Origin of the sequence: Enterobacter sp. DTU_2021_1002640_1_SI_PRY_ASU_LCPMC_013, from assembly GCF_032389435.1 — a bacterium.
GTDB classification, from domain to species: Bacteria; Pseudomonadota; Gammaproteobacteria; order Enterobacterales; family Enterobacteriaceae; genus Enterobacter; species Enterobacter hormaechei_C.
Window position 1 is genome coordinate 4,234,678 of sequence record NZ_CP135594.1, and the last position, 22,982, is coordinate 4,257,659.

The window sequence follows — 22,982 nt, forward strand, 5'->3', positions numbered from 1 at the left end:
GCCACCGGGCAGGACGTCATTAGCGAGCAATTTCAACCTTCGCCAGTTTTTCGTAATAGCACGCTAACGCGCTGTGATCGGCGGTGCCCAGACCGTCCGCGCGCAGCGCCTGCATCATCTCCATGACGGCGGCAGTCAGCGGCAGCTGCGCGCCCACGCCGTGGGAGGTATCCAGCGCATTCGCCAGATCCTTAATGTGCAGATCGATGCGGAAGCCCGGCCTGAAGTTACGATCCATCACCATCGGCGCCTTGGCATCCAGCACGGTGCTGCCCGCCAGACCACCGCGAATGGCCTGATAGACCAGATCCGGATTAACGCCCGCTTTGGTGGCCAGCGTCAGCGCTTCGGACATGGCCGCGATGTTCAACGCCACAATCACCTGGTTTGCCAGCTTGGTGACGTTGCCTGCGCCAATTTCACCGGTGTGCACCACGGAGCCAGCCATGGCTTTCATCAGGTCGTAGTATTTGTCAAACACGGCTTTATCGCCCCCCACCATCACCGACAAGGTGCCGTCGATGGCTTTCGGTTCGCCGCCGCTGACTGGCGCATCCAGCATCTCCACACCTTTCGCTTTCAGCGCCTCGCTGATTTCGCGGCTTGCCAGCGGTGCGATAGAACTCATGTCGATCACCACCAGACCCGGCTTCGCGCCGTCGATAATGCCGTTCTCACCCAGCGCCACCTCTTTCACGTGCGGGGAGTTTGGCAGCATGGTGATAATCACGTCGCACTGCTCAGCAATCGCTTTTGCGGTTGTCGCCGTTTCTGCGCCAGCCGCAATCACCTCTGCCACCGCGTCTGAATTACGATCTAAAACCACCAGTGAGTAACCTGCTTTGATGAGGTTTTTGCTCATTGGTTTGCCCATGATACCCAGGCCAATAAAACCCACTTTCAGCGTCATAATCTGTTTCCTCAATGATGGTTATTTTTTAAAAGCGTCCGCTAATTTCTGCGTGGCGGCGCGGAATACGCCGAGATCGCTGCCGACGGCGACAAACGTTGCGCCCCACTCCAGGTAGCGGCGGGCATCGGCTTCCACTGGCGCCAGAATGCCGCACGGTTTACCGTGCGCTTTGGCACGGGCAAAAATGTGCTGAATTGCGCGCTGCACGTCCGGATGGCTGGCGTTGCCCAGATGACCAAAGGCGGCCGCCAGATCGCTCGGGCCGACGAAAATGCCGTCTACCCCCTCCGTCGCGGCAATAGCGTCGACGTTATCGACCCCCTGCTGGCTCTCGATCTGAACCAGAATGGTGATGTTCTTGTTGGACTGAGCGAAATAGTCCGGCACGGTGCCAAACATGTTGGCGCGGTGCGAGACGGACACGCCGCGGATCCCTTCCGGTGGATAGCGGGTCGCCGCCACGGCCAGCACCGCTTCTTCTTCCGTTTCAACAAACGGGATCAGGAAGTTGTAGAAGCCGATATCCAGCAGACGCTTGATGATCACCGGCTCGTTGGTGGGCACACGCACCACCGGCGCGCTGTGGCTGCCTTTCAGCGCCATCAGCTGCGGAATAAACGTGTTGATATCGTTTGGCGCATGTTCGCCGTCCAGCACCAGCCAGTCGAACCCGGCCAGGCCCAGCACTTCGGTGCTGATGGGGTTGGCCAGCGCAGACCAGCAGCCAATCTGAATCTGGTGCGCCGCGAGGGCCGCTTTAAATTTATTCGGGAAGATGTCGTTACTCATTACTTATACCTTTTTTAATTCCGCAGTTTTAGCCAGTAGCTTTTCTTATTTATTCCGACTCAGCGTCAGCGTTATATTTATTTTCCTGACTGAATTTTGGCGTTATAAAATCGTCATTCAGTATAATCGTCACCACCCGGCAGCACATTGTCTCAATGCTCAATTATCCAACGGGAGTAGCACGCTATTTTGAGCATATGCCCAACACAGTGGGCGCTGATGCACAGAATCAACGATTAGTGGTTCGGGAGCGATCGCGATCACATTCTCACCTTTCCTCTCCTGGCATTCTTTATTTCCTCAATAAGAAACAATTAACCATCTGGCTATATTTAGTATCAGATATTTTGCTGGAGAAGAGTGAACAATGGCCGATATTGAAATTCGACAGGCGTCGCCGACGGCGTTCTATATAAAAGTGCACGATACCGATAACGTGGCGATTATTGTCAACGACAATGGCTTAAAAGCTGGCACCCGCTTTCCGGATGGCCTGGAGCTGATTGAGCACATTCCGCAGGGGCATAAAGTCGCACTGGTCGATATCCCGGCTCACGGTGAAATCGTGCGCTACGGCGAAGTCATCGGCTATGCGGTGCGCGCTATTCCGCAGGGTAGCTGGATTGAGGAGTCGCTGGTTGAGCTGCCCACCGCCCCACCGCTGGAGACGTTGCCGCTGGCTACCCGCGTCCCTGAGGCGTTGCCTCCGCTGGAGGGTTATACCTTCGAAGGTTACCGCAACGCGGATGGCAGCGTGGGAACCAAAAACCTGCTTGGCATCACCACCAGCGTGCATTGCGTGGCGGGCGTAGTGGATTACGTGGTGAAAATTATTGAGCGCGATCTGTTGCCGAAATACCCCAACGTTGACGGCGTGGTGGGTCTTAACCACCTGTACGGCTGCGGCGTGGCGATCAACGCGCCCGCAGCGGTCGTGCCGATCCGCACGATTCACAATATCGCCCTTAACCCTAACTTTGGCGGTGAGGTCATGGTGATTGGTCTCGGCTGTGAAAAATTGCAGCCAGAACGCCTGTTGCAGGGTACGGAGGATGTGAAAGCCATTCCGGTTGACGATGCCAGTGTTGTGCGTCTTCAGGATGAACACCATGTCGGCTTCAGATCGATGGTCGACGACATTTTACAGGTGGCAGAGCGCCATCTGGAGAAGCTGAACAAACGCCAGCGTGAAACCTGCCCGGCCTCTGAACTGGTCGTTGGGACACAGTGTGGCGGCAGCGATGCGTTTTCCGGCGTCACCGCCAACCCGGCAGTCGGTTATGCCTCCGATCTGTTCGTGCGCTGCGGCGCCACGGTGATGTTCTCCGAAGTCACCGAAGTACGTGATGCTATCCACCTGCTCACGCCGCGCGCCGTCAACGAAGAGGTGGGCAAACGCCTGCTGGAGGAGATGGCCTGGTACGATAACTATCTCGACATGGGCAAAACCGACCGCAGCGCCAACCCGTCTCCGGGTAACAAGAAAGGCGGCCTGGCGAACGTGGTGGAAAAGGCCCTCGGGTCGATTGCCAAATCCGGCCAGAGCGCGATTGTGGAAGTGCTCTCACCTGGCCAGCGACCAACCAAACGCGGTCTGATCTACGCGGCAACGCCTGCCAGTGATTTCGTTTGCGGCACCCAGCAGGTGGCGTCCGGCATTACGGTACAGGTCTTTACCACCGGACGCGGCACGCCGTACGGCCTGATGGCGGTACCGGTGATCAAAATGGCGACCCGCACCGAGCTGGCAAATCGCTGGTATGACTTAATGGATATCAACGCGGGCACCATCGCCACCGGGGAAGAGAGTATTGAAGAGGTGGGCTGGAAGCTGTTCCACTTCATTCTGGATGTGGCAAGCGGGCGGAAGAAAACCTTCTCCGATCAATGGGGATTGCATAACTCGCTGGCGGTGTTTAACCCGGCGCCGGTGACCTGATGGCCCCTCACCCAGCCCTCTCCCCACCGGGGAGAGGGTAAAAAACCGCACCGGGCAGTCCCCTCTCCCCTATGGGGCTGAGGGTTCCCCACAAAATAATGCCTGCACAGACGGCCCCCTCTCCCTTGAGGGAGAGGGCTGGGGTGAGGGGGAACATACGGCTCTGGTGGTCATTCCGTTCACGTTATGTTCCTTGCTACTCTGTCACGACATGACCGGTGAACGTGCCAGGGTGGCTCAGTCGCCACCACCCTGGCGACCCGGGCTTCCGGCGGTAAATCGCCGCTTCGCGGTGCCTTCGGCTTATTCCTTCCGGCTTATCGGGGACGGGCGGAGGTAACATCCCTGTAAAGCCCGCCCTCTCGGCGCATCCCTGCGCCTCGCCCCGGCCTCCAGGAAACGCCTCAGCGATTTACAGCCGGACCGAGGCATCGCTGAAAGCCCTCAGTTATTCTGAGGCAACGTTATCGCTTTTGCTTTCAAATTACTGGGGAACCCTCTCCCTATGGGGAGAGGGTTAGGGTGAGGGGAAAAGCCTCTTTAGACCAGCACCACATCGATCCCGCTTTTGCGTAATCCTTCAAGGCTTTCCGCCGGAATGCCTTCATCAACGATAATCATGTCGATCCGCTGAGTATCAATGATTTTATGCAGGCTTGAACGATTAAACTTGCTGGAGTCAGTGACAACGATAATACGCTCCGCCACCTCGCACATTTTGCGGTTCAGACGGGCTTCATCCTCGTTGTGCGTACTTACCCCCCGGTCGAGATCGATGGCATCGACGCCCAGGAACAGCAGGTCAAAATGGTAATTCTGTAAGGACTGCTCCGCCTGGTCGCCGTAGAAGGACTGCGACTGACGGCGCAAGTGCCCGCCGGTCATCAGCAGCTCCACGCCCTCCGCTTCCAGCAGCGCGTTTGCCACGTTCATCCCGTTGGTCATGGCAATGACATCGGTGTGCTGGCGCAGCATGCGGGCAATTTCAAAGGTTGTGGTGCCGGAGTCCAGAATAATGCGGTGACCCGGCTTCACCAGTTCAGCCGCCGCCTGCGCGATGCTGCGCTTCACTGCCGTATTAAGGGAACTTTTGTCCTCAACGGACGGCTCCACGCCGGGGGCATTGCCTTCGCAAATCAGCGCGCCGCCGTAAGCGCGAACGGCAATCCCCTGCTTTTCCAGAAAGGCCAGATCGTTACGGATCGTCACCGTCGACACGCCGAATAAAAGAGAAAGATCGTTAACCTGCACGCTTCCCTGCGCCCGCAACCGCTGAATGATCTGCTCTCGCCTTTCACTGGTGCCGGTGATGCGCTTCTCTGCGGATGAATCGGTGCTGCTCATACGAGCTCCTTAGTAAATACACTTTCGTTTCATTTCGTTTTGCTTATTAACGCCTTTCTTTTGAGGGAATGCAAGCCCTGTATGGTGTGCGGACGCAAGCTTAATCGCCGCTGAAACCTTTCATTATGTTTCTTTTGTGAAACAGATCGGAAAACTATTATCTTTCGTTTTATTTTTACCTCACCATAATGCAGTATCAAATGAAACAAAACGAAAGATGAATACCAACACCATCCGAAATGGAGAGGAAAGTGAAACATCTGACAGAAATGGTGGAACAACATAAACGGGGGAATACAAACGGGATTTATGCCGTCTGTTCCGCACATCCACTGGTACTTGAAGCTGCACTACGTTACGCCCATTCACAACAGACGCCCCTGCTGATAGAAGCCACCTCAAACCAGGTGGATCAGTTTGGCGGTTATACCGGTATGACGCCCGCCGATTTTTATGGGTTTGTCTGCAAGCTGGCGGGATCTCTTGGTTTCCCCACCTTGCAGCTGATCCTTGGCGGCGATCATTTAGGTCCAAACCGCTGGCAAAACCTGCCGGCTTCGCAGGCGATGGCGAACGCCGACGATCTGATCAGAAGCTACGTGGCGGCCGGATTTAAAAAAATTCACCTCGATTGCAGCATGTCCTGCGAAGACGACCCGGTTCCGTTAACCGATGCAATCGTTGCCGGGCGTGCCGCTCGGCTGGCTAAAATTGCCGAAACCACCTGTCTCGAGCAATTTGGCGTAGCCGATCTGGTCTACGTTATCGGCACGGAAGTTCCGGTTCCCGGTGGGGCACACGAGACGCTGACCGAGCTTGAGGTCACCACGCCAGAGGCGGCACGCGCCACGCTTGAGGCACACCGCCACGCATTCGAGAAGGAAGGGTTAAGCGACATCTGGCCGCGCATTATTGGCCTGGTGGTTCAGCCTGGCGTTGAGTTCGACCATGCGCAGGTTTGTGACTATCAACCGCATAAAGCCGTCGCGCTGAGCGAGATGGTTGAAGCCTACGACACGCTTGTATTTGAAGCACACTCTACCGATTACCAGACGCCGCAGGCGCTGCGCCAGTTGGTGAAAGATCACTTCGCCATTCTGAAAGTCGGCCCTGCGCTAACCTTCGCGCTGCGCGAAGCGCTGTTCTCACTGGCAGCAATTGAAGAAGAGCTGCTGCCGGCAAAAGCCTGCTCAGGGCTGCGTCACGTCCTGGAAAACGTGATGCTCGATCGCCCGGAATACTGGCAAAGCCACTATCACGGCGACGGCAATGCCCGTCGCCTGGCGCGCGGTTACAGCTATTCCGACCGCGTGCGCTATTACTGGCCAGACAGCCAGATTGACGACGCCTTTGAGCGGCTGGTACGCAACCTGGCGGATGAACCGATCCCGCTGCCGCTGATCAGCCAGTATCTGCCGTTGCAGTACAGCAAAGTTCGCGATGGCGCTCTCAGGTCCACACCACGGGAACTCATCCTCGACCACATTCAGGACATACTCCAGCAGTACCATGCCGCCTGCGAAGGCGTAACGACTCAACACGCATAATTAAAAAGAGGAAAACGCTATGCCAAACATTGTCTTATGCCGCATTGATGAACGCCTGATCCACGGTCAGGTGGGCGTACAGTGGGTGGGGTTTGCGGGGGCGAACCTGGTGCTGGTGGCAAATGACGAGGTTGCAGACGATCCGGTTCAGCAAAACCTGATGGAGATGGTGCTTGCGGAAGGCATCGCCGTGCGTTTCTGGTCCCTGCAAAAAGTGATCGACAACATTCATCGCGCCGCCGACCGGCAGAAAATTCTGCTGGTCTGTAAAACACCGGCTGATTTTTTAACGCTGGTCGAGGGCGGCGTGCCCATCACCCGTATTAACGTCGGAAATATGCATTACGCCAGTGGCAAACAGCAAATTGCCAAAACGGTATCTGTAGACGCGAACGATATCGCCGCGTTTAACGGCCTGAAGGCGGCCGGAGTGGAATGCTTCGTTCAGGGCGTTCCAACAGAGACTGCTTTGGATCTCTTTAAACTGCTCTGAGGGATTCACAATGGAAATCAGTCTGTTGCAGGCTTTCGCGCTGGGGCTTCTCGCCTTTATAGCGGGCCTGGATATGTTTAACGGCTTAACACACATGCACCGTCCGGTGGTGCTCGGGCCACTGGTTGGCCTGATTCTGGGCGATTTGCACACCGGAATTCTGACCGGCGGTACGTTAGAACTGGTCTGGATGGGACTCGCGCCGCTGGCGGGCGCGCAGCCGCCAAACGTGATTATCGGCACCATCGTTGGCACCACATTTGCCATTACTACAGGCGTGAAGCCGGATGTCGCCGTTGGGGTCGCCGTGCCGTTTGCCGTGGCGGTTCAGATGGGGATCACCTTCCTCTTCTCGGTGATGTCCGGCGTGATGTCCCGTTGCGATCGCATGGCGGCTAACGCAGACACCCGTGGTATTGAACGGGTCAACTATCTGGCACTGCTGGCGCTCGGCGTCTTCTACTTCCTGTGTGCATTTCTGCCCATCTACTTCGGGGCTGAACATGCGAAAACCGCCATTGACGTGCTGCCGGAACGTCTGATCGACGGTCTCGGCGTCGCGGGCGGCATCATGCCAGCGATCGGCTTCGCCGTGCTGCTGAAGATCATGATGAAAAACGTTTACATCCCTTACTTCATTATCGGCTTTGTCGCCGCGGCCTGGCTGAAACTCCCGGTGCTGGCGATTGCCGCGGCTGCGCTGGCGATGGCGCTGATCGACCTGCTGCGCAAATCGCCTGAACCCACGGCGCCTGCGGCCCAGAAAGAGGAATTTGAAGATGGCATCTAATCACACCACCCTGCCGGGCGTGTCTGAAAGTGAAGAGACACTGCTGACCGGCGTGAATGAAAACGTCTACGAAGACCAGAGTATTGGCGCTGAGCTAACGAAAAAGGATATTAACCGTGTCGCCTGGCGTTCCATGCTGCTACAGGCCTCGTTTAACTACGAGCGTATGCAGGCCTCCGGCTGGCTGTATGGGCTACTGCCCGCGCTAAAAAAGATCCACACCAATAAGCGGGACCTGGCGCGCGCCATGAAAGGCCATATGGGCTTCTTTAACACCCACCCGTTCCTGGTGACCTTCGTCATCGGCATTATTCTGGCAATGGAGCGTTCCAAGCAGGATGTGAACAGCATCCAGAGCACTAAAATTGCCGTCGGCGCACCGCTCGGTGGCATTGGTGACGCCATGTTCTGGCTGACCCTGCTGCCCATCTGCGGGGGGATTGGCGCCAGCCTGGCGCTACAGGGATCCATTCTTGGCGCGGTGGTCTTTATCGTGCTGTTTAACGTGGTGCATCTCGGCCTGCGTTTTGGTCTGGCGCACTATGCCTACCGAATGGGTGTCGCCGCGATCCCGCTGATCAAGGCCAACACCAAAAAGGTTGGTCATGCTGCGTCCATTGTCGGGATGACAGTGATTGGTGCGCTGGTGGCAACCTATGTGCGCCTGAATACCACACTCGAGATTAAAGCCGGGGATGCGGTCGTCAAACTGCAAACCGATGTGATCGACAAACTGATGCCCGCCTTTCTGCCGCTGGCCTACACCCTGACCATGTTCTGGCTGGTACGCCGTGGCTGGAGCCCGCTGCGCCTGATTGGTATCACCGTGGTGCTGGGCGTTGTCGGTAAATTCTGTCACTTCCTGTAATAAGCAAAGAGGTTGCGATGTTAGGCATTATTTTGACGGGTCACGGCGGTTTTGCCAGCGGGCTGGAACAGGCGATGAAGCAAATCCTCGGCGAACAGCCGCAGTTTATCGCCATCGATTTTCCGGAAAGCTCCACCACTGCGCGGCTGACCGGGCAGCTTGAGCAGGCAGTGAATGAACTGGATGCAGAGCACGATATCGTGTTTCTCACCGATCTTCTCGGCGGTACGCCGTTTCGTGTGGCCTCTACCCTCGCGATGCAGCGCCCCGGCAGCGAAGTGATCACCGGCACCAATCTCCAGCTTTTGCTGGAGATGGTTCTGGAGCGCGACGGGTTAAGCAGTGAAGCCTTTCGTTTGCAGGCGCTGGAGTGCGGCCATCGCGGCCTGACCAGCCTGGTGGATGAACTTGCACGCTGTCGCGAGGAAGCGCCCGCCGAGGAAGGGATATGAGGCAGCTGCTGCGCGCGCGTCGTCTGCTTACCGGGCAGGGCTGGCTGGATGACCATCAGCTGCGTATGGATAGAGGCGTCATCACCGCCATCGAGCCGATTCCGGCAGGGGTTAATACCCGCGAGGCAGACCTGCTTTGCCCGGCATACATTGATATCCACGTCCACGGCGGCGCGGGTGTGGATGTGATGGATGATGCGCCCGACGTGCTGGACCGGTTAGCCGTGCACAAAGCGCGTGAAGGCGTGGGGGCGTTTCTGCCTACCACCGTCACCGCTCCGCTGGAGGCGATCCATGGCGCGTTACGGCGCATTGCCCGTCGCTGTCATGCCGGTGGCCCCGGCGCGCAGATCCTGGGCAGCTATCTGGAAGGCCCGTACTTTACGCCGCAGAACAAAGGGGCGCACCCGCCAGAACTGTTTCGCGAACTGGATCTCGCGGAACTTGATGAGCTGATTGCGGTTTCGCAGAACACGCTGCGGGTGGTGGCGCTTGCTCCGGAAAAAGTGGATGCCCTGAAGGCGATCCATCACCTCAAGCAAAAAGGGATACGCGTCATGCTGGGCCACAGCGCCGCTACATACGCGCAAACCCTGGCCGCATTTGATGCAGGCGCAGCCGGGCTGGTGCACTGCTACAACGGCATGACGGGGTTACATCACCGGGAGCCCGGCATGGTTGGCGCCGGGCTTACGGACCCACGCGCGTGGCTGGAGCTTATTGCCGACGGGCATCACGTTCATCCTGGAGCCATGCGGCTATGTTGTGGCTGCGCGAAGGATCGTACGGTGCTGATTACCGATGCCATGCAGGCGGCGGGTATGCCTGATGGGCGCTATACGTTGTGTGGTGAAAATGTCGAGATGCAGGGCGGCGTTGTCCGCACGGCCTCAGGCGGGCTGGCGGGCAGCACGCTCGCGCTGGATGCCGCCGTGCGGAATATGGTGGAGCATACGGGGATCGCCCCAGAAAACGCAATCCATATGGCCTCGCTGCATCCCGCCCGTCTGCTCGGTATGGATCACCTGCTGGGAACGTTAGCGCCAGGCAAACGCGCCAATGTTCTTGCGCTGGATGCGGGTTTACACCTCCGGCAGATCTGGATCCAGGGTCAGGCTCTTTCCCTGTAGCCCCTTCACAGTGTGCCCTGTTGGCCTTACGGAAGACGATCGTAAGGCCTTTCTTTTCCTTTCCTTGACCTTTACCTTTCCTTTCGCGATCACACTTTTCGTTTTATTTCTTTTTCGCCATTGAACTTTCGATTTCTTTTCTATAGATTTTCTTTAACTGCTAAAGTGAACAAGTGAAACGAAACGAAAGATAGCGACACATTTGCCAGCGTCTGATGTGGAATTCACACGACTAAGGACTGAGTTATGCCACAAACCACTATCGCCACCACCGGCACCTGGACCGAAAAAGAGATCCGCCAGCAGCCAGCCAGCTGGCTTCGCTCGCTCAACAATATTGATAATCTGCGCGCGTCGATCGACAGTTTTCTGACGCCACTGTTGCGCAAACCCGATCTGCGGATCGTTCTGACCGGCGCGGGTACGTCTGCTTTTATCGGCGACATCATTGCGCCATGGCTTGCCAGCCACACGGGGAAAAACATCACCGCGATACCTACGACCGATCTGGTCACCAACCCGATGGATTATTTCAGCCCTTCGCACCCGCTGCTGCTGGTCTCTTTCGCCCGTTCTGGCAATAGCCCGGAGAGCGTCGCCGCCGTTGAGCTGGCGAATCAGTTTGTACCGGAGTGCTACCACCTGTCGATCACCTGTAATGAAGCGGGCAGCCTGTACCAGAATGCCGTCGACAGCGATAACGCGTGCGCCTTGCTCATGCCAGCCGAAACGCACGATCGCGGGTTCGCGATGACAAGCAGCATCACCACCATGATGGCGAGCTGCCTGGCGGTATTCGCACCGGAAACGATCAACAGCAAAACGTTCCGCGACGTGTCCGATCGCTGTCAGGCGATCCTCACATCGCTTGGCGATTTCAGTCCCGGCGTCTTTGGTAACGAACCGTGGAAACGCATTGTTTATCTGGGCAGCGGTGGATTACAGGGCGCCGCACGGGAGTCTGCGCTGAAGGTGCTGGAGCTGACCGCCGGCAAGCTGGCGGCATTCTACGATTCGCCAACAGGTTTCCGTCATGGGCCTAAGTCGCTGGTGGACAACGAAACGCTGGTCGTCGTGTTTGTCTCCAGCCATCCGTACACACGTCAGTACGATCTGGATCTGCTCGCCGAATTGCGACGCGATCGTCAGGCCATGCGCGTGGTAGCCATTGCAGCCGAAACGGATCCGGTCATTGAAGCTGGCCCGCATATCCTGCTGCCGCCTTCCCGTTCATTTAACGATATGGAGCAGGCGTTCTGCTTCCTGATGTACGCCCAGGTCTTCGCACTGACCCAGTCTCTGCACGTTGGCAATACGCCGGATACGCCATCCGCCAGCGGTACGGTTAACCGTGTGGTCCAGGGCGTCGTTATTCATCCGTGGCAGGCTTAAGAGGACAGGCTCATGAGTATTATTTCTACTAAATATCTTTTGCAGGACGCACAGGCGAAGGGCTATGCCGTTCCGGCCTTTAACATCCATAACGCCGAGACGATCCAGGCGATCCTCGAAGTCTGTAGCGAAATGCGATCGCCGGTGATCCTCGCGGGTACGCCGGGGACGTTTAAACATATTGCGCTGGAAGAGATCTACGCCTTGTGCAGCGCATATTCCCTTACTTATGACATGCCGCTGGCGCTACACCTCGATCACCACGAATCGCTGGACGACATTCGCCGCAAAGTCCATGCCGGCGTACGTAGCGCAATGATCGACGGTAGCCATTACCCCTTCGAACAAAACGTCAAGCTGGTGAAATCGGTCGTCGATTTCTGCCACCTCAACGACTGTAGCGTCGAGGCCGAACTGGGCCGACTGGGCGGAGTTGAAGATGACATGAGCGTCGACGCCGAAAGCGCGTTCCTGACCGACCCGCAGGAAGCAAAACGCTTTGTCGAAATGACAGGCGTGGACAGCCTCGCCGTTGCCATCGGTACCGCGCACGGTCTTTATACCAAACGCCCAAAAATCGACTTCCAGCGGCTGGCCGAGATCCGCGAGGTAGTGACAGTGCCGCTGGTGCTGCACGGTGCGAGCGATGTGCCGGATGAGGATGTGCGCCGCACCATTGAGCTGGGCGTCTGCAAAGTTAACGTCGCAACAGAGCTGAAAATCGCCTTCTCTGACGCAGTCAAAGCCTGGTTTGCCGAGAACCCACAGGGCAACGATCCGCGCTTCTACATGCGCGTCGGCATGGATGCCATGAAAGAGGTGGTCAGAAGCAAAATCACCGTTTGCGGCTCGGAGAACCGGCTGCTGCTTGCGGCTGAAGCCTGAACCCATCGCGCATAACGTTAGTACTTAAAAAAATAACTATAAGCCTCGCAAATATGAAGGCGCGTCCTTAAGCCGGACAGCGCCTTCCATTATCCTAAAAATCCGAGGAGTCCCTACATGACACAGGAAAAGTCGTTTAAATCGAAAGCGTGGGAGTTTTTCCAGAGCCTGGGAAAGACGTTTATGTTCCCGGTCTCACTGTTGGCCTTTATGGGGTTGTTGTTAGGTATCGGTAGTTCTGTCACCAGCCCTTCCACCATCAAAAGTTTTCCCTTTCTGGGCGGCGAGTTAACGCAGCTCACCTTTGGTTTTATCGCCATGGTCGGCGGCTTTGCTTTTACCTATCTGCCGCTGATGTTTGCCATGGCGATCCCGATGGGCCTTGCCAGACGTAATAAAGCGGTAGGCGCTTTTGCCGGATTCGTTGGCTACATGCTGATGAACATGAGCATCAACTACTACCTGACCGCCACCCACCAGCTTGCGGATGCCGCCACCATGAGACAGGTGGGACAATCCATCGTGCTTGGCATTCAAACGCTGGAGATGGGCGTGCTCGGCGGCATTGTGGTAGGGGTGATCACCTACTTCCTGCACGAACGCTTCCAGGACACGGTGCTGCACGACGCGTTTGCCTTCTTTAGCGGCATTCGTTTTGTACCGATTGTTACCGCCCTCACCCTGTCGCTGGTCGGCTTGTTTATCCCCCTGCTGTGGGAATATGTGGCAATGGGCATTGCCGGGATTGGTCATATCATCCAGAGCACCAGCGTCTTTGGGCCGTTCCTGTATGGCGTGGGCGTGCTGCTGCTCAAACCTTTTGGCCTGCACCACATTCTGCTGGCAATGGTGCGCTTCACCCCGGCGGGCGGCATTGAGATGGTTAACGGCCAGGAAGTGGCCGGTGCGCTGAACATTTTCTACGCCGAGCTGAAAGCTGGCCTGCCGTTTAGCCCGCACGTTACGGCATTTTTATCGCAAGGGTTTATGCCGACCTTTATCTTCGGCCTGCCTGCCGTGGCTTACGCTATCTACCGCACCGCGCGCCCGGAAAACCGTCCGGTGATTAAAGGGCTGCTGCTTTCAGGCGTGCTGGTTTCAGTTGTCACGGGTATTTCAGAGCCGATTGAGTTCCTGTTCCTGTTTATTGCCCCTGTGCTTTACGCGTTTCATATCGTTATGTCTGGCCTGGCGCTGATGGTGATGGCGCTGCTCGGCGTCACCATTGGCAACACCGACGGCGGCATTCTGGATCTGCTGATCTTCGGCGTCATGCAGGGGATGTCGACCAAATGGTATCTGCTGTTCCCGGTGGGTATTGCCTGGTTTGTTATCTACTTCTTCGTCTTCCGCTGGTACATCCTCAGGCACGATATTAAAACGCCGGGCCGTGAGGTTGACGCGCAGGGTGCGCTCCAGGCGGTGGAAGCCAATACCCGGGCACGTGGAAAATCGAAATACGATCATGGGCTTATTCTTCGCGCGCTTGGCGGTAAAGAGAATATTGAGTCGCTCGACAACTGCATTACCCGCTTACGTCTGGTGGTGAAAGATATGGGGCTTATCGACCAGCAGGCGCTGAAGGCCGCGGGCGCCTTGTCAGTAGTGGTGCTTGATGCCCACAGCGTTCAGGTGATCATCGGTCCGCAGGTGCAGAGCGTCAAATCCGGCATTGAAGCCTTAATTTAACAGGGGGACGTTGTGTTTGATTTCGACAGAATCATTGAGCGTAAAAGCGATAAATGCCGTAAATGGGATCATACGTTTGTGTGCTCGCGTTTCGGTGATGTCCCGGAGGGATTTATCCCGCTGTGGATAGCAGATATGGATTTCACCTCGCCACCCGCTGTGATTGAAGGCTTCCAGCGCATCGTGGAGCATGGCACCTTCGGTTACACCTGGTGCTTCGACGAATTCTACGATGCGGTCATCGCCTTCCAGCGTAGCCGTCATCAGGTTGAGGTGCATAAGTCATGGATCACCCTGACCTACGGCACCGTTTCCACGCTGCACTATACGGTTCAGGCGTTCTGCAAACCCGGCGACTGCGTGATGATGAATACCCCGGTGTATGACCCGTTTGCGATGGCGACACAGCGACAGGGCGTGCGGGTGCTTGCAAATCCGCTGAGCGTGAAGGAAAACCGCTATCAGCTGGATTTTAATCTGATTGAAGTTCAGCTCAAAACTCACCGTCCAAAACTGTGGTTCTTCTGCTCGCCGCATAACCCTTCGGGCCGAATCTGGCGCGCGGATGAGATACGTCAGGTGTCCGATCTCTGTAAGCGCTACGGCACGATTCTGGTGGTTGATGAGGTTCACGCCGAGCACATTCTGGACGGTACATTCGTCAGTTGTCTGACTTCGGGCTGTGCCGCCCAGGACAACCTGATTGTGCTGACCTCCCCCAATAAAGCCTTCAACCTTGGCGGGCTAAAAACATCCTACTCAATGATTCCAGACGATTCGCTGCGCCAGCGTTTCCGCCAGCAGCTGGAGAAGAACTCCATTACCTCGCCCAATATCTTCGGCGTGTGGGGAATTATTCTGGCTTATCAGCAAGGTCTGCCATGGCTCGACGCGCTGAATGGTTATCTGCGCGGCAATGCCCGCTACCTTGCGGATGCCATCCAGACCCATTTCCCTGCATGGAAGATGATGAACCCGGAGTCGTCGTATCTCGCCTGGATAGACGTCAGTGCGGACGATCGCAGTGCGACGGCGCTAACTCAACATTTCGCAAAACAGGCTGGCGTGGTCATTGAAGATGGCAGCCACTACGTACAAAACGGCGAAAACTACCTGCGTATTAACTTCGGCACCCAGCGCTACTGGCTGGAACAGTCCATCAACCGAATGCTGAAGCATTACTGATAAGGATCTTACCCCGATGAAAAAAATGCTCACTCTCTCGCTGCTGACTCTCTGTGTTTCTCATGGTGCGGCAGCAGCAAACTACGCGCTCAGTAACGACAATATTGCCCTTTCGTTTGATGATGCAAACGCAACGGTAGTGGTAACGGACAGCAAAGCTAACCATCCGCTCACGCCCCAGGAGTTGTTCTTTCTGACGCTACCGGATGAAACAAAAATCCACACCGCTGATTTCAAAATCAAGCACGTCGAAAAGCAGGACAATGCGATAGTCATCGACTTTACGCATCCGGATTTTAACGTAACGGTGAAACTGAACCTGGTGAAGGGAAAATACGCCAGCATCGGCCACACCATCGCCGCCGTCGGGCAGCCCCGGGACGTAGCGAAAATTACCTTCTTCCCGACGAAGAAGCAGTCTCAGGCACCTTACGTTGACGGGGCGATTAACAGCTCGCCAATCGTGGCCGACTCGTTCTTCATCCTGCCAGACAAACCGATTGTGAATACTTACGCTTATGAAGCCACCACGAACCTCAACGTGGAGCTGAAAACGCCAATTCTGCCTGAGACACCGGTTAGTTTTACCACCTGGTTCGGCACTTTCCCGGAAACTAATCAGCTGCGCCGCAGCGTAAACCAGTTTATCGATGCCGTGCGTCCGCGGCCTTATAAGCCTTATCTGCACTACAACAGCTGGATGGACATCGGCTTCTTTACCCCTTACTCCGAGCAGGATGTCATTGGGCGGATGGACGAATGGAATAAAGAATTTATTGCCGGACGCGGGGTGGCGCTGGACGCGTTCCTGCTGGACGATGGCTGGGACGATCGCACCGGACGCTGGCTGTTTGGCCCGGCATTCAGCAACGGTTTTGGCAAAGTCAGGGAAAAAGCCGACAGCCTGCATAGCTCGGTTGGGCTGTGGCTTTCTCCGTGGGGCGGATACAACAAGCCGCGCGATATTCGCGTCTCGCATGCAAAAGAGTATGGTTTCGAAACCGTAGACGGCAAGCTGGCGCTGTCGGGGCCGAACTACTTTAAAAACTTTAACGATCAGATCATTAAGCTGATCAAAAACGAGCACATTACCTCGTTCAAGCTCGACGGAATGGGTAACGCCAATTCGCATATCAAGGGCAGCCCATTTGCATCGGATTTTGACGCGTCCATTGCCCTGCTGCACAACATGCGCAGCGCAAACCCGAACCTGTTTATCAACCTGACCACCGGGACCGACGCCAGCCCGTCCTGGCTGTTCTATGCTGATTCAATCTGGCGTCAGGGCGATGATATCAACCTGTACGGCCCCGGCACGCCAGTGCAGCAGTGGATGACCTACCGCGATGCCGAAACCTGGCGATCCATCGTGCGTAAAGGTCCGCTGTTCCCGCTGAACTCACTGATGTACCACGGGATCGTCAGCGCAGAGAACGCTTACTATGGACTCGAGAAAGTGCAAACAGACAGCGATTTTGCCGATCAGGTCTGGAGCTACTTCGCAACCGGAACTCAGCTTCAGGAGCTGTACATCACGCCGTCCATGCTGAATAAGGCGAAGTGGGATACCCTGGCGCAGGCGGCAAAATGGTCGCGTGAGAATGCCAGCGTGCTGGTGGATACTCACTGGATTGGCGGTGACCCAACTTCGCTTGAGGTTTACGGCTGGGCCTCATGGAGTAAAGACAAAGCGATTTTTGGCTTACGCAACCCATCGGATAAGCCGCAACGTTACTTCCTGGATTTAACCAAAGATTTTGAGATCCCGGCAGGAGAGCGTTCGCAGTTTACCCTGAAAGCCGTGTACGGCAGTAATTCGACCGTACCAGAGGAGTATAAAAACGCTGTGGTGATTACGCTGCAACCGCTGGAAACGCTGGTGTTTGAGGCGATGCCGGGGAAATAAAAAAAAGTACAGCTGGCAGGTTAAGCCATGACCTGCCAGCTTCCCCCTTTCCTTGCCCCCAGGCGTTTTAATTTACCTTTTGTTTGCAAAGAACGGAGATAACGTTCCGCGGTGCGGGAAGTCACGCCCAATACAGAGGCCAACATCACCGCAGTCATTTGCGGTTGAACGGTAAGCAGTTCAAGGATAGTGTGTTCCTTTTCCGACAACTTTTCCGACATTTTTTCCGACATGGCGGATGTCATATTGATGCCTTCCCGCAAAGCTTCGGCCAAATTTTGCAACATAAACGCCACGAATGCCGTGCAATCACTGGCCCGATCACATTTTCCTAAAATCTGATAATAGCGCGCTTGCTGGAAGTGAATGAGTGTTTCAACGGGCAGCCATGCAAGTTCTGCACGCCACTGGCTTAAGATCAACGTTTGCCACAGCCGCCCCATGCGGCCATTTCCATCCGAAAAGGGATGAATAAATTCAAACTCGTAGTGAAATACCGAACTGGCAATCAGCGGGTGAAGATCGGTTTGCTTAAGCCAGGAAAGAAGATCGCCGATGAGGCGGTTCATCTGTGAGGCTGGCGGAGCCATGTGAACTAACTGGTTTCCACGGTACACCCCTACGTCCCCATTTCTGAGCTTTCCGGGATGATCGACCAGACCCATCATTAATAATCGGTGTGCACTGAGTAAGTCATTGAGCTTCCAGGGCTTCCATTCGGGCAATTTCTCATATGCCAGGATAGCATTGCGTACTTCCTGAATATCTTTTTCAGGTGCAAGCACGCGTTTGCCATCCATAATTGCCGTCACCTGCCCTGTCGTCAGCGAGTTGTGCTCAATGGCTAGCGATGCCTGAATGGTTCGAATACGATTCTCTTTACGCAGGAGTGGCGAAGTTCTGCCTGAATGTGCAGCCCAATGCCCCAATAGTTCACCAATCTCAACCACCTGATTGAGGATAAAGGGTGTGATGGTGAAAGGAGGCTGATAGCGGCTCATTTGGCTTACTCCCCCTGCTGCTCCAGCGCATATTTATACAGCGCATTTTTCTTCACGCCGTGGATCTCCGCCGCCAGCGCCGCCGCTTTTTTCAATGGGAGTTCAGTCTGTAGCAGAGCCAGCGTACGCAGCGCATCGGCAGGCAGAGCGTCTTCCTGCGCTTTGTGGCCTTCAACAATCAGCACCATTTCGCCCTTGCGGCGGTTTTCATCCTCTTTCACCCACGCCAGCAGTTCGCCAACCGGCGCACCGTGAATGGTTTCCCACGTTTTGGTCAGCTCGCGCGCCAGTACCACATAGCGGGCTTCGCCCCAGACGGTCACCATATCTTCCAGGCTTTCCAGCAGACGGTGGGTTGATTCGTAGAAGATCAACGTACGCGGTTCAGCTTCCAGATCCTTTAACACATCGCGACGGCCTTTGGATTTAGCAGGCAGGAAGCCTTCGTAGCAGAAACGATCGGACGGCAGACCCGCAGCGCTTAACGCCGCAATCGCCGCGCACGGCCCCGGCAGCGGCACAACGCGGATGCCTGCTTCCCGGCAGGTGCGTACCAGATGGTAGCCCGGATCGTTGATCAGCGGCGTTCCCGCATCGGAGACCAGCGCGATGTTCTGCCCTTCTTTAAGCTTCGCCACCAGCGTTTCGGCTTTTTGTTGCTCATTGTGATCGTGCAGGGCAAACAAACGGGCGTTGATGGCAAAGTGTTGTAGCAGTAAACCGGTATGACGGGTGTCTTCAGCAGCAATTAAATCAACAGCTTGCAATACGGTAAGCGCACGTTGGGTAATATCAGACAAATTCCCGATAGGAGTAGGTACAATATAAAGCTGGCCTTGAGAATTATCTGCCGTTTCGTGTTGTTTCATTGTTTCGTCCGTATTGCCGATTTAATATTGAGCATTGCGTAAAAAAATCACTGGATACAGTATGGTACCGTTAACGTTTCTTCGAAAAAAAGCCGCGCACAGCGTGCCCCTCCTGCTGGCAGCCCTGATCTTTACCGGCTGCGGCACCCAGGCACCTGACCAGAGCACTGCTCATATGCAGGGATCCGCTCAGGCTGATTCTGGCTTTTATCTGCAACAAATGTCGCAGAGTACAAATGATACCAGGATCAACTGGCAATTACTCGCCATTCGTGCACTGCTGAAAGAAGGGAAAACCCAGCAGGCCGCCGAGCTGTTCAGCCAGCTGCCGCAGGATCTTAACGACACTCAGCGCCATGAGCAGACGCTGCTGTCGGCAGAACTGAAGGTCGCGCAAAAAGATTACGACGGCGCGAAGAAGATCCTCGGCACCATCGATCTCAGCACGCTGGATAAAAACCAGCAGGCCCGTTTCTGGCAGGCCGGTATCACCGCTGAGCAGGGTCGCCCTTCCCTGACGCTACTCCGCGCGCTGATTGCCCAGGAGCCTCTGCTCGCGGGTGCGGACAAGCAGAAAAATATTGACGCAACCTGGCAGGCGCTCGCCTCCATGACCCAGGATCAGGCCAAAGCGCTGGTAATCAACGCCGATGAAAATGTCCTGCAAGGCTGGCTGGATCTGCAACAGATGTGGTTCAACAACCGCAGCGAACCGAACATGCTGAAAGCCGGCATTACCGACTGGCAAAAGCGTTACCCGCAAAACCCGGGAGCGAAAATGCTGCCAACGCAGCTGGTGAACGTGCAAAACTTTAAGCCCGCCTCCACCAGCAAAATTGCTCTGCTGCTGCCGTTAAACGGTCAGGCTGCGGTGTTTGGTCGCGCCATTCAGCAAGGTTTTGAAGCCGCGAAAAACGGCACCACCGCCGTCAGCGGCAGCGCGGTTCCGGCGCAGGCTGCACAGGCGGCGAATGTGAATGACGTTGTCAGCCCGTCCGCCGCCGAAACCAGCGACCTGACCACCGCGCAAACCCCTGCGCAGGGCACCATGCAGAATCCGGTTACCGCCCCAACGACGCAGCCTGCTACCCCAGCGCCTGCGGCAACACAGGCCCCGGCTGAAACACCGGCGCCCGCGACGGCAGAACAACCTCAGCCGCAAACCGCGCAGCCGGAACAGCAGCCAGCAACCCAGCCGCAGGCTGTGGCCACCACCAGCGCTAATCCTGGTGCAGAGTTGAAAATCTACGACACCAGCGCCCAGCCGCTTGACCAGGTGCTGGCGCAGGTTCAGCAGGACGGGGCCAGCATCGTTGTCGGCCCGCTGTTGAAAAACAACGTGGAAGCGCTGATGAAGAGCAACACCACGCTGAACGTGCTGGCGCTTAACCAGCCTGAGCAGGTTCAGAACCGCGCCAATATCTGTTACTTCGCCCTCTCTCCGGAGGATGAAGCCCGCGATGCGGCCCGCCATATTCACGAGCAGGGCAAGCAGGCGCCGCTGCTGCTGATCCCACGCAGCACGCTGGGCGATCGCGTTGCCAACGCGTTTGCGCAAGAGTGGCAGACCCTTGGCGGTGGCGTGGTGTTGCAGCAGAAATTTGGCTCAGCTTCCGAACTGAGAGCGGGCGTGAACGGCGGGGCAGGTATTGCCCTCAACGGTAGCCCGGTATCCGCCAGCCTGCCGCAGCAGCAGAGCGTCACCATCGGCGGTCTGACGATCCCGGCACCACCTACCGACGCGCAAATCAGCGGCGGCGGTAAAGTGGATTCGGCGTACATCGTCGCTACGCCGGAAGAGATCGCCTTTATCAAACCGATGATCGCCATGCGTAACGGCAGCCAGAGCGGTGCAACGCTCTACGCCAGCTCACGCAGCGCACAGGGTACCGCAGGCCCGGATTTCCGTCTGGAAATGGAAGGACTGCAATACAGCGAGATCCCCATGCTGGCAGGCAGCAACCCGCAGTTGATGCAGCAGGCGCTGGGCGCGGTGCGCAATGACTATTCCCTGGCGCGTCTGTACGCGATGGGCGTCGATGCCTGGGCGCTGGCAAACCACTTCACCCAGATGCGTCAGGTACCGGGCTTCGAGCTTAACGGGAATACCGGCGATCTGACCGCCGATCAGGATTGTGTGATTAACAGGAAGTTATCATGGCTCAAATACCAGCAGGGGCAGATTGTCCCGGCCAGTTAAGCCGTAAACAGACCGGCGACGCGTGGGAGTTAAAGGCGCGTCGCTGGCTTGAAGGCAAAGGACTGCGCTTTGTCGCCGCCAACGTTCGCGGGCGCGGCGGCGAGATTGACCTGATCATGAAAGACGGTCAGACCATCGTGTTTGTTGAAGTTCGCTTCCGACAGTCGTCCCGTTTTGGCGGTGCTGCCGCCAGCGTGACGCTCGCCAAACAACAAAAATTATTACAGACTGCCCACTTGTGGCTTGCCCGCCATAATGGGAGTTTTGATACTGTGGATTGCCGTTTCGATGTGGTAGCCTTCACCGGAAATGCGATCGACTGGCTTAAAAACGCGTTTGGCGAAGACGCATAAATAAGATTTTAAAGGGATACCGTGCTCGAACGAATTAAAGTGTGCTTCACAGAAAGCATTCAAACGCAGATTGCCGCGGCGGAAGCCCTTCCGGACGCGATCTCGCGTGCAGCGATGACGCTGGTTCAGTCGCTGCTCAACGGCAACAAAATCCTCTGTTGTGGCAATGGCACGTCCGCCGCCAACGCACAGCATTTTGCTGCCAGCATGATCAATCGCTTCGAAACCGAGCGCCCGAGTTTACCTGCCATTGCACTAAACACCGATAACGTGGTCTTAACTGCGATTGCCAACGATCGTCTGCATGACGAAATCTACGCCAAGCAGGTGCGCGCCTTAGGCCATGCCGGAGACGTGCTGCTGGCGATCTCCACGCGCGGTAACAGCCGGGATATCGTTAAAGCGGTTGAAGCGGCAGTGACCCGGGATATGACGATTGTCGCCCTGACCGGTTACGACGGCGGTGAGCTGGCTGGCCTGCTGGGGCCGCAGGATGTGGAGATCCGCATTCCTTCGCACCGTAGCGCCCGCATCCAGGAGATGCATATGCTCACGGTGAACTGCTTATGCGATCTGATCGATAACACGCTTTTCCCTCACCAGGATGATTAAGGAGTTCTCATGAAGGTTTTATCGGCCCTTGCAGTCGTGATGTCTGCATTACTGCTTCAGGGATGCATCGCTGCCGCTGTAGTCGGCACCGCAGCGGTCGGCACCAAAGCAGCGACCGATCCGCGCACCGTTGGGACGCAGGTGGATGACGGTACGCTTGAGCTGCGCGTAAACAGTGCGCTGTCGAAAGACGAGCAGATCAAGAAGGAAGCACGCATCAACGTGACGGCTTATCAGGGCAAAGTGCTGCTGGCAGGCCAGGCACCAAATCCTGAACTCGCCTCGCGCGCCAAACAGATTGCGATGGGTGTGGAAGGTACGGCGGAAGTGTTTAACGAGATCCGCCAGGGCCAGCCGATTGGTCTCGGCACCGCGTCATCTGATACCTGGATCACCACCAAAGTGCGTTCCCAGCTGCTGGGTACCGACCAGGTGAAATCCTCAAACGTGAAAGTGACCACGGAGAACGGCGAAGTGTTCCTGCTGGGTCTGGTGACGGAACGTGAAGGGAAAGCGGCGGCGGATATCGCCAGCCGGGTGAGCGGCGTGAAACACGTCACCACCGCCTTTACTTACATTAAGTAATTACCACCTGACTACAGGCCCGGTAAGCGCTAGCGCCACC

Annotated in this window: 21 protein-coding genes; 16 read left to right on the forward strand and 5 right to left on the reverse strand. The window is 56.3% G+C overall.

Annotated features, from left to right (window positions below; all coding sequences use genetic code 11):
* Nucleotides 1-19 precede the first annotated feature (19 nt).
* Together garR and garL are read right to left on the reverse strand one after the other, a co-directional pair.
* Nucleotides 20-910: a 2-hydroxy-3-oxopropionate reductase gene (gene garR, locus RS584_RS20220; RefSeq protein WP_017382435.1), complete on the reverse strand. Its 891-nt coding sequence runs from the start codon at nucleotides 908-910 to the stop codon at nucleotides 20-22.
* Between the two features lie 21 nt (nucleotides 911-931).
* Complete coding sequence (gene garL, locus RS584_RS20225; RefSeq protein WP_003862676.1) at nucleotides 932-1,702, reverse strand: 2-dehydro-3-deoxyglucarate aldolase; 771 nt, start codon at nucleotides 1,700-1,702, stop codon at nucleotides 932-934.
* A gap of 367 nt (nucleotides 1,703-2,069) precedes the next feature.
* Here garL and garD point away from each other — a divergent pair, with 367 nt between their 5' ends.
* Nucleotides 2,070-3,641, forward strand: a complete 1,572-nt coding sequence (garD, locus tag RS584_RS20230; protein WP_315748547.1) for a galactarate dehydratase — start codon at nucleotides 2,070-2,072, stop codon at nucleotides 3,639-3,641.
* 540 nt (nucleotides 3,642-4,181) lie between these two features.
* Here the strand turns inward: garD and RS584_RS20235 are convergent.
* Nucleotides 4,182-4,985, reverse strand: a complete 804-nt coding sequence (locus RS584_RS20235) for a DeoR family transcriptional regulator (RefSeq protein ID WP_017693937.1) — start codon at nucleotides 4,983-4,985, stop codon at nucleotides 4,182-4,184.
* A 239-nt stretch (nucleotides 4,986-5,224) separates the two neighbouring features.
* Here RS584_RS20235 and kbaZ point away from each other — a divergent pair, with 239 nt between their 5' ends.
* The 11 genes from kbaZ to RS584_RS20290 all read left to right on the forward strand — a co-directional run bounded on the left by kbaZ (nucleotide 5,225) and on the right by RS584_RS20290 (nucleotide 17,322).
* Complete coding sequence (gene kbaZ / locus RS584_RS20240) at nucleotides 5,225-6,532, forward strand: tagatose-bisphosphate aldolase subunit KbaZ (RefSeq protein ID WP_315748548.1); 1,308 nt, start codon at nucleotides 5,225-5,227, stop codon at nucleotides 6,530-6,532.
* Nucleotides 6,533-6,551: 19 nt separating this feature from the next.
* The gene (gene agaV / locus RS584_RS20245; RefSeq protein ID WP_003861728.1) at nucleotides 6,552-7,025 is read left to right on the forward strand and encodes a PTS N-acetylgalactosamine transporter subunit IIB; all 474 of its coding nucleotides are present in this window, start codon (nucleotides 6,552-6,554) and stop codon (nucleotides 7,023-7,025) included.
* A 10-nt stretch (nucleotides 7,026-7,035) separates the two neighbouring features.
* Nucleotides 7,036-7,815: a PTS N-acetylgalactosamine transporter subunit IIC gene (gene agaW / locus RS584_RS20250; RefSeq protein WP_003861730.1), complete on the forward strand. Its 780-nt coding sequence runs from the start codon at nucleotides 7,036-7,038 to the stop codon at nucleotides 7,813-7,815.
* Nucleotides 7,805-8,683: a PTS N-acetylgalactosamine transporter subunit IID gene (gene agaE / locus RS584_RS20255; protein ID WP_315748549.1), complete on the forward strand. Its 879-nt coding sequence runs from the start codon at nucleotides 7,805-7,807 to the stop codon at nucleotides 8,681-8,683. The genes agaW and agaE overlap by 11 nt, the downstream gene beginning before the upstream one ends.
* Before the next feature lie 17 nt (nucleotides 8,684-8,700).
* The gene (gene agaF / locus RS584_RS20260; protein ID WP_032104425.1) at nucleotides 8,701-9,135 is read left to right on the forward strand and encodes a PTS galactosamine/N-acetylgalactosamine transporter subunit IIA; all 435 of its coding nucleotides are present in this window, start codon (nucleotides 8,701-8,703) and stop codon (nucleotides 9,133-9,135) included.
* Complete coding sequence (gene nagA / locus RS584_RS20265; protein WP_315748550.1) at nucleotides 9,132-10,265, forward strand: N-acetylglucosamine-6-phosphate deacetylase; 1,134 nt, start codon at nucleotides 9,132-9,134, stop codon at nucleotides 10,263-10,265. Before agaF ends, nagA begins: the two co-directional genes overlap by 4 nt.
* A 246-nt stretch (nucleotides 10,266-10,511) precedes the next feature.
* On the forward strand, nucleotides 10,512-11,657 hold the full coding sequence (locus RS584_RS20270; RefSeq protein ID WP_032104421.1) for an SIS domain-containing protein: 1,146 nt from the start codon (nucleotides 10,512-10,514) through the stop codon (nucleotides 11,655-11,657).
* Between the two features lie 12 nt (nucleotides 11,658-11,669).
* Nucleotides 11,670-12,542, forward strand: a complete 873-nt coding sequence (gene kbaY / locus RS584_RS20275) for a tagatose-bisphosphate aldolase subunit KbaY (protein WP_315748551.1) — start codon at nucleotides 11,670-11,672, stop codon at nucleotides 12,540-12,542.
* A gap of 117 nt (nucleotides 12,543-12,659) precedes the next feature.
* The gene (malX, locus tag RS584_RS20280) at nucleotides 12,660-14,231 is read left to right on the forward strand and encodes a maltose/glucose-specific PTS transporter subunit IIBC (RefSeq protein ID WP_040118142.1); all 1,572 of its coding nucleotides are present in this window, start codon (nucleotides 12,660-12,662) and stop codon (nucleotides 14,229-14,231) included.
* A gap of 12 nt (nucleotides 14,232-14,243) precedes the next feature.
* A complete protein-coding gene (locus RS584_RS20285) occupies nucleotides 14,244-15,416 on the forward strand; it encodes a MalY/PatB family protein (protein ID WP_032104417.1) in 1,173 nt (390 codons plus the stop codon).
* Between the two features lie 16 nt (nucleotides 15,417-15,432).
* Nucleotides 15,433-17,322 carry an enterotoxin gene (locus RS584_RS20290; RefSeq protein WP_315748552.1) on the forward strand — a complete coding sequence of 630 codons (1,890 nt, stop codon included), beginning with the start codon at nucleotides 15,433-15,435 and terminating at the stop codon, nucleotides 17,320-17,322.
* Nucleotides 17,323-17,342: 20 nt separating this feature from the next.
* Here RS584_RS20290 and RS584_RS20295 read toward each other — a convergent pair whose 3' ends face one another.
* On the reverse strand, nucleotides 17,343-18,323 hold the full coding sequence (locus RS584_RS20295; protein WP_315748554.1) for a Fic family protein: 981 nt from the start codon (nucleotides 18,321-18,323) through the stop codon (nucleotides 17,343-17,345).
* A gap of 5 nt (nucleotides 18,324-18,328) precedes the next feature.
* The gene (gene rsmI, locus RS584_RS20300; protein WP_193041855.1) at nucleotides 18,329-19,192 is read right to left on the reverse strand and encodes a 16S rRNA (cytidine(1402)-2'-O)-methyltransferase; all 864 of its coding nucleotides are present in this window, start codon (nucleotides 19,190-19,192) and stop codon (nucleotides 18,329-18,331) included.
* A 61-nt stretch (nucleotides 19,193-19,253) separates the two neighbouring features.
* On the opposite strand from rsmI, the gene RS584_RS20305 reads away from it, so the two are divergent.
* Genes RS584_RS20305 through dolP form a run of 4 tightly spaced genes read left to right on the forward strand, consistent with a single transcriptional unit; the run spans nucleotide 19,254 to nucleotide 22,942 of the window.
* Nucleotides 19,254-21,392, forward strand: coding sequence for a penicillin-binding protein activator (locus RS584_RS20305; RefSeq protein ID WP_315748555.1), 2,139 nt, complete (start codon nucleotides 19,254-19,256; stop codon nucleotides 21,390-21,392).
* Entirely contained in the window at nucleotides 21,350-21,745 is a 396-nt protein-coding gene (locus tag RS584_RS20310; RefSeq protein ID WP_017382447.1) for a YraN family protein, read from the forward strand. The genes RS584_RS20305 and RS584_RS20310 overlap by 43 nt, the downstream gene beginning before the upstream one ends.
* Before the next feature lie 21 nt (nucleotides 21,746-21,766).
* On the forward strand, nucleotides 21,767-22,357 hold the full coding sequence (diaA, locus tag RS584_RS20315) for a DnaA initiator-associating protein DiaA (protein WP_003861754.1): 591 nt from the start codon (nucleotides 21,767-21,769) through the stop codon (nucleotides 22,355-22,357).
* A 9-nt stretch (nucleotides 22,358-22,366) separates the two neighbouring features.
* Nucleotides 22,367-22,942: a division/outer membrane stress-associated lipid-binding lipoprotein gene (gene dolP / locus RS584_RS20320; protein ID WP_006812102.1), complete on the forward strand. Its 576-nt coding sequence runs from the start codon at nucleotides 22,367-22,369 to the stop codon at nucleotides 22,940-22,942.
* Nucleotides 22,943-22,982: the final 40 nt, after the last annotated feature.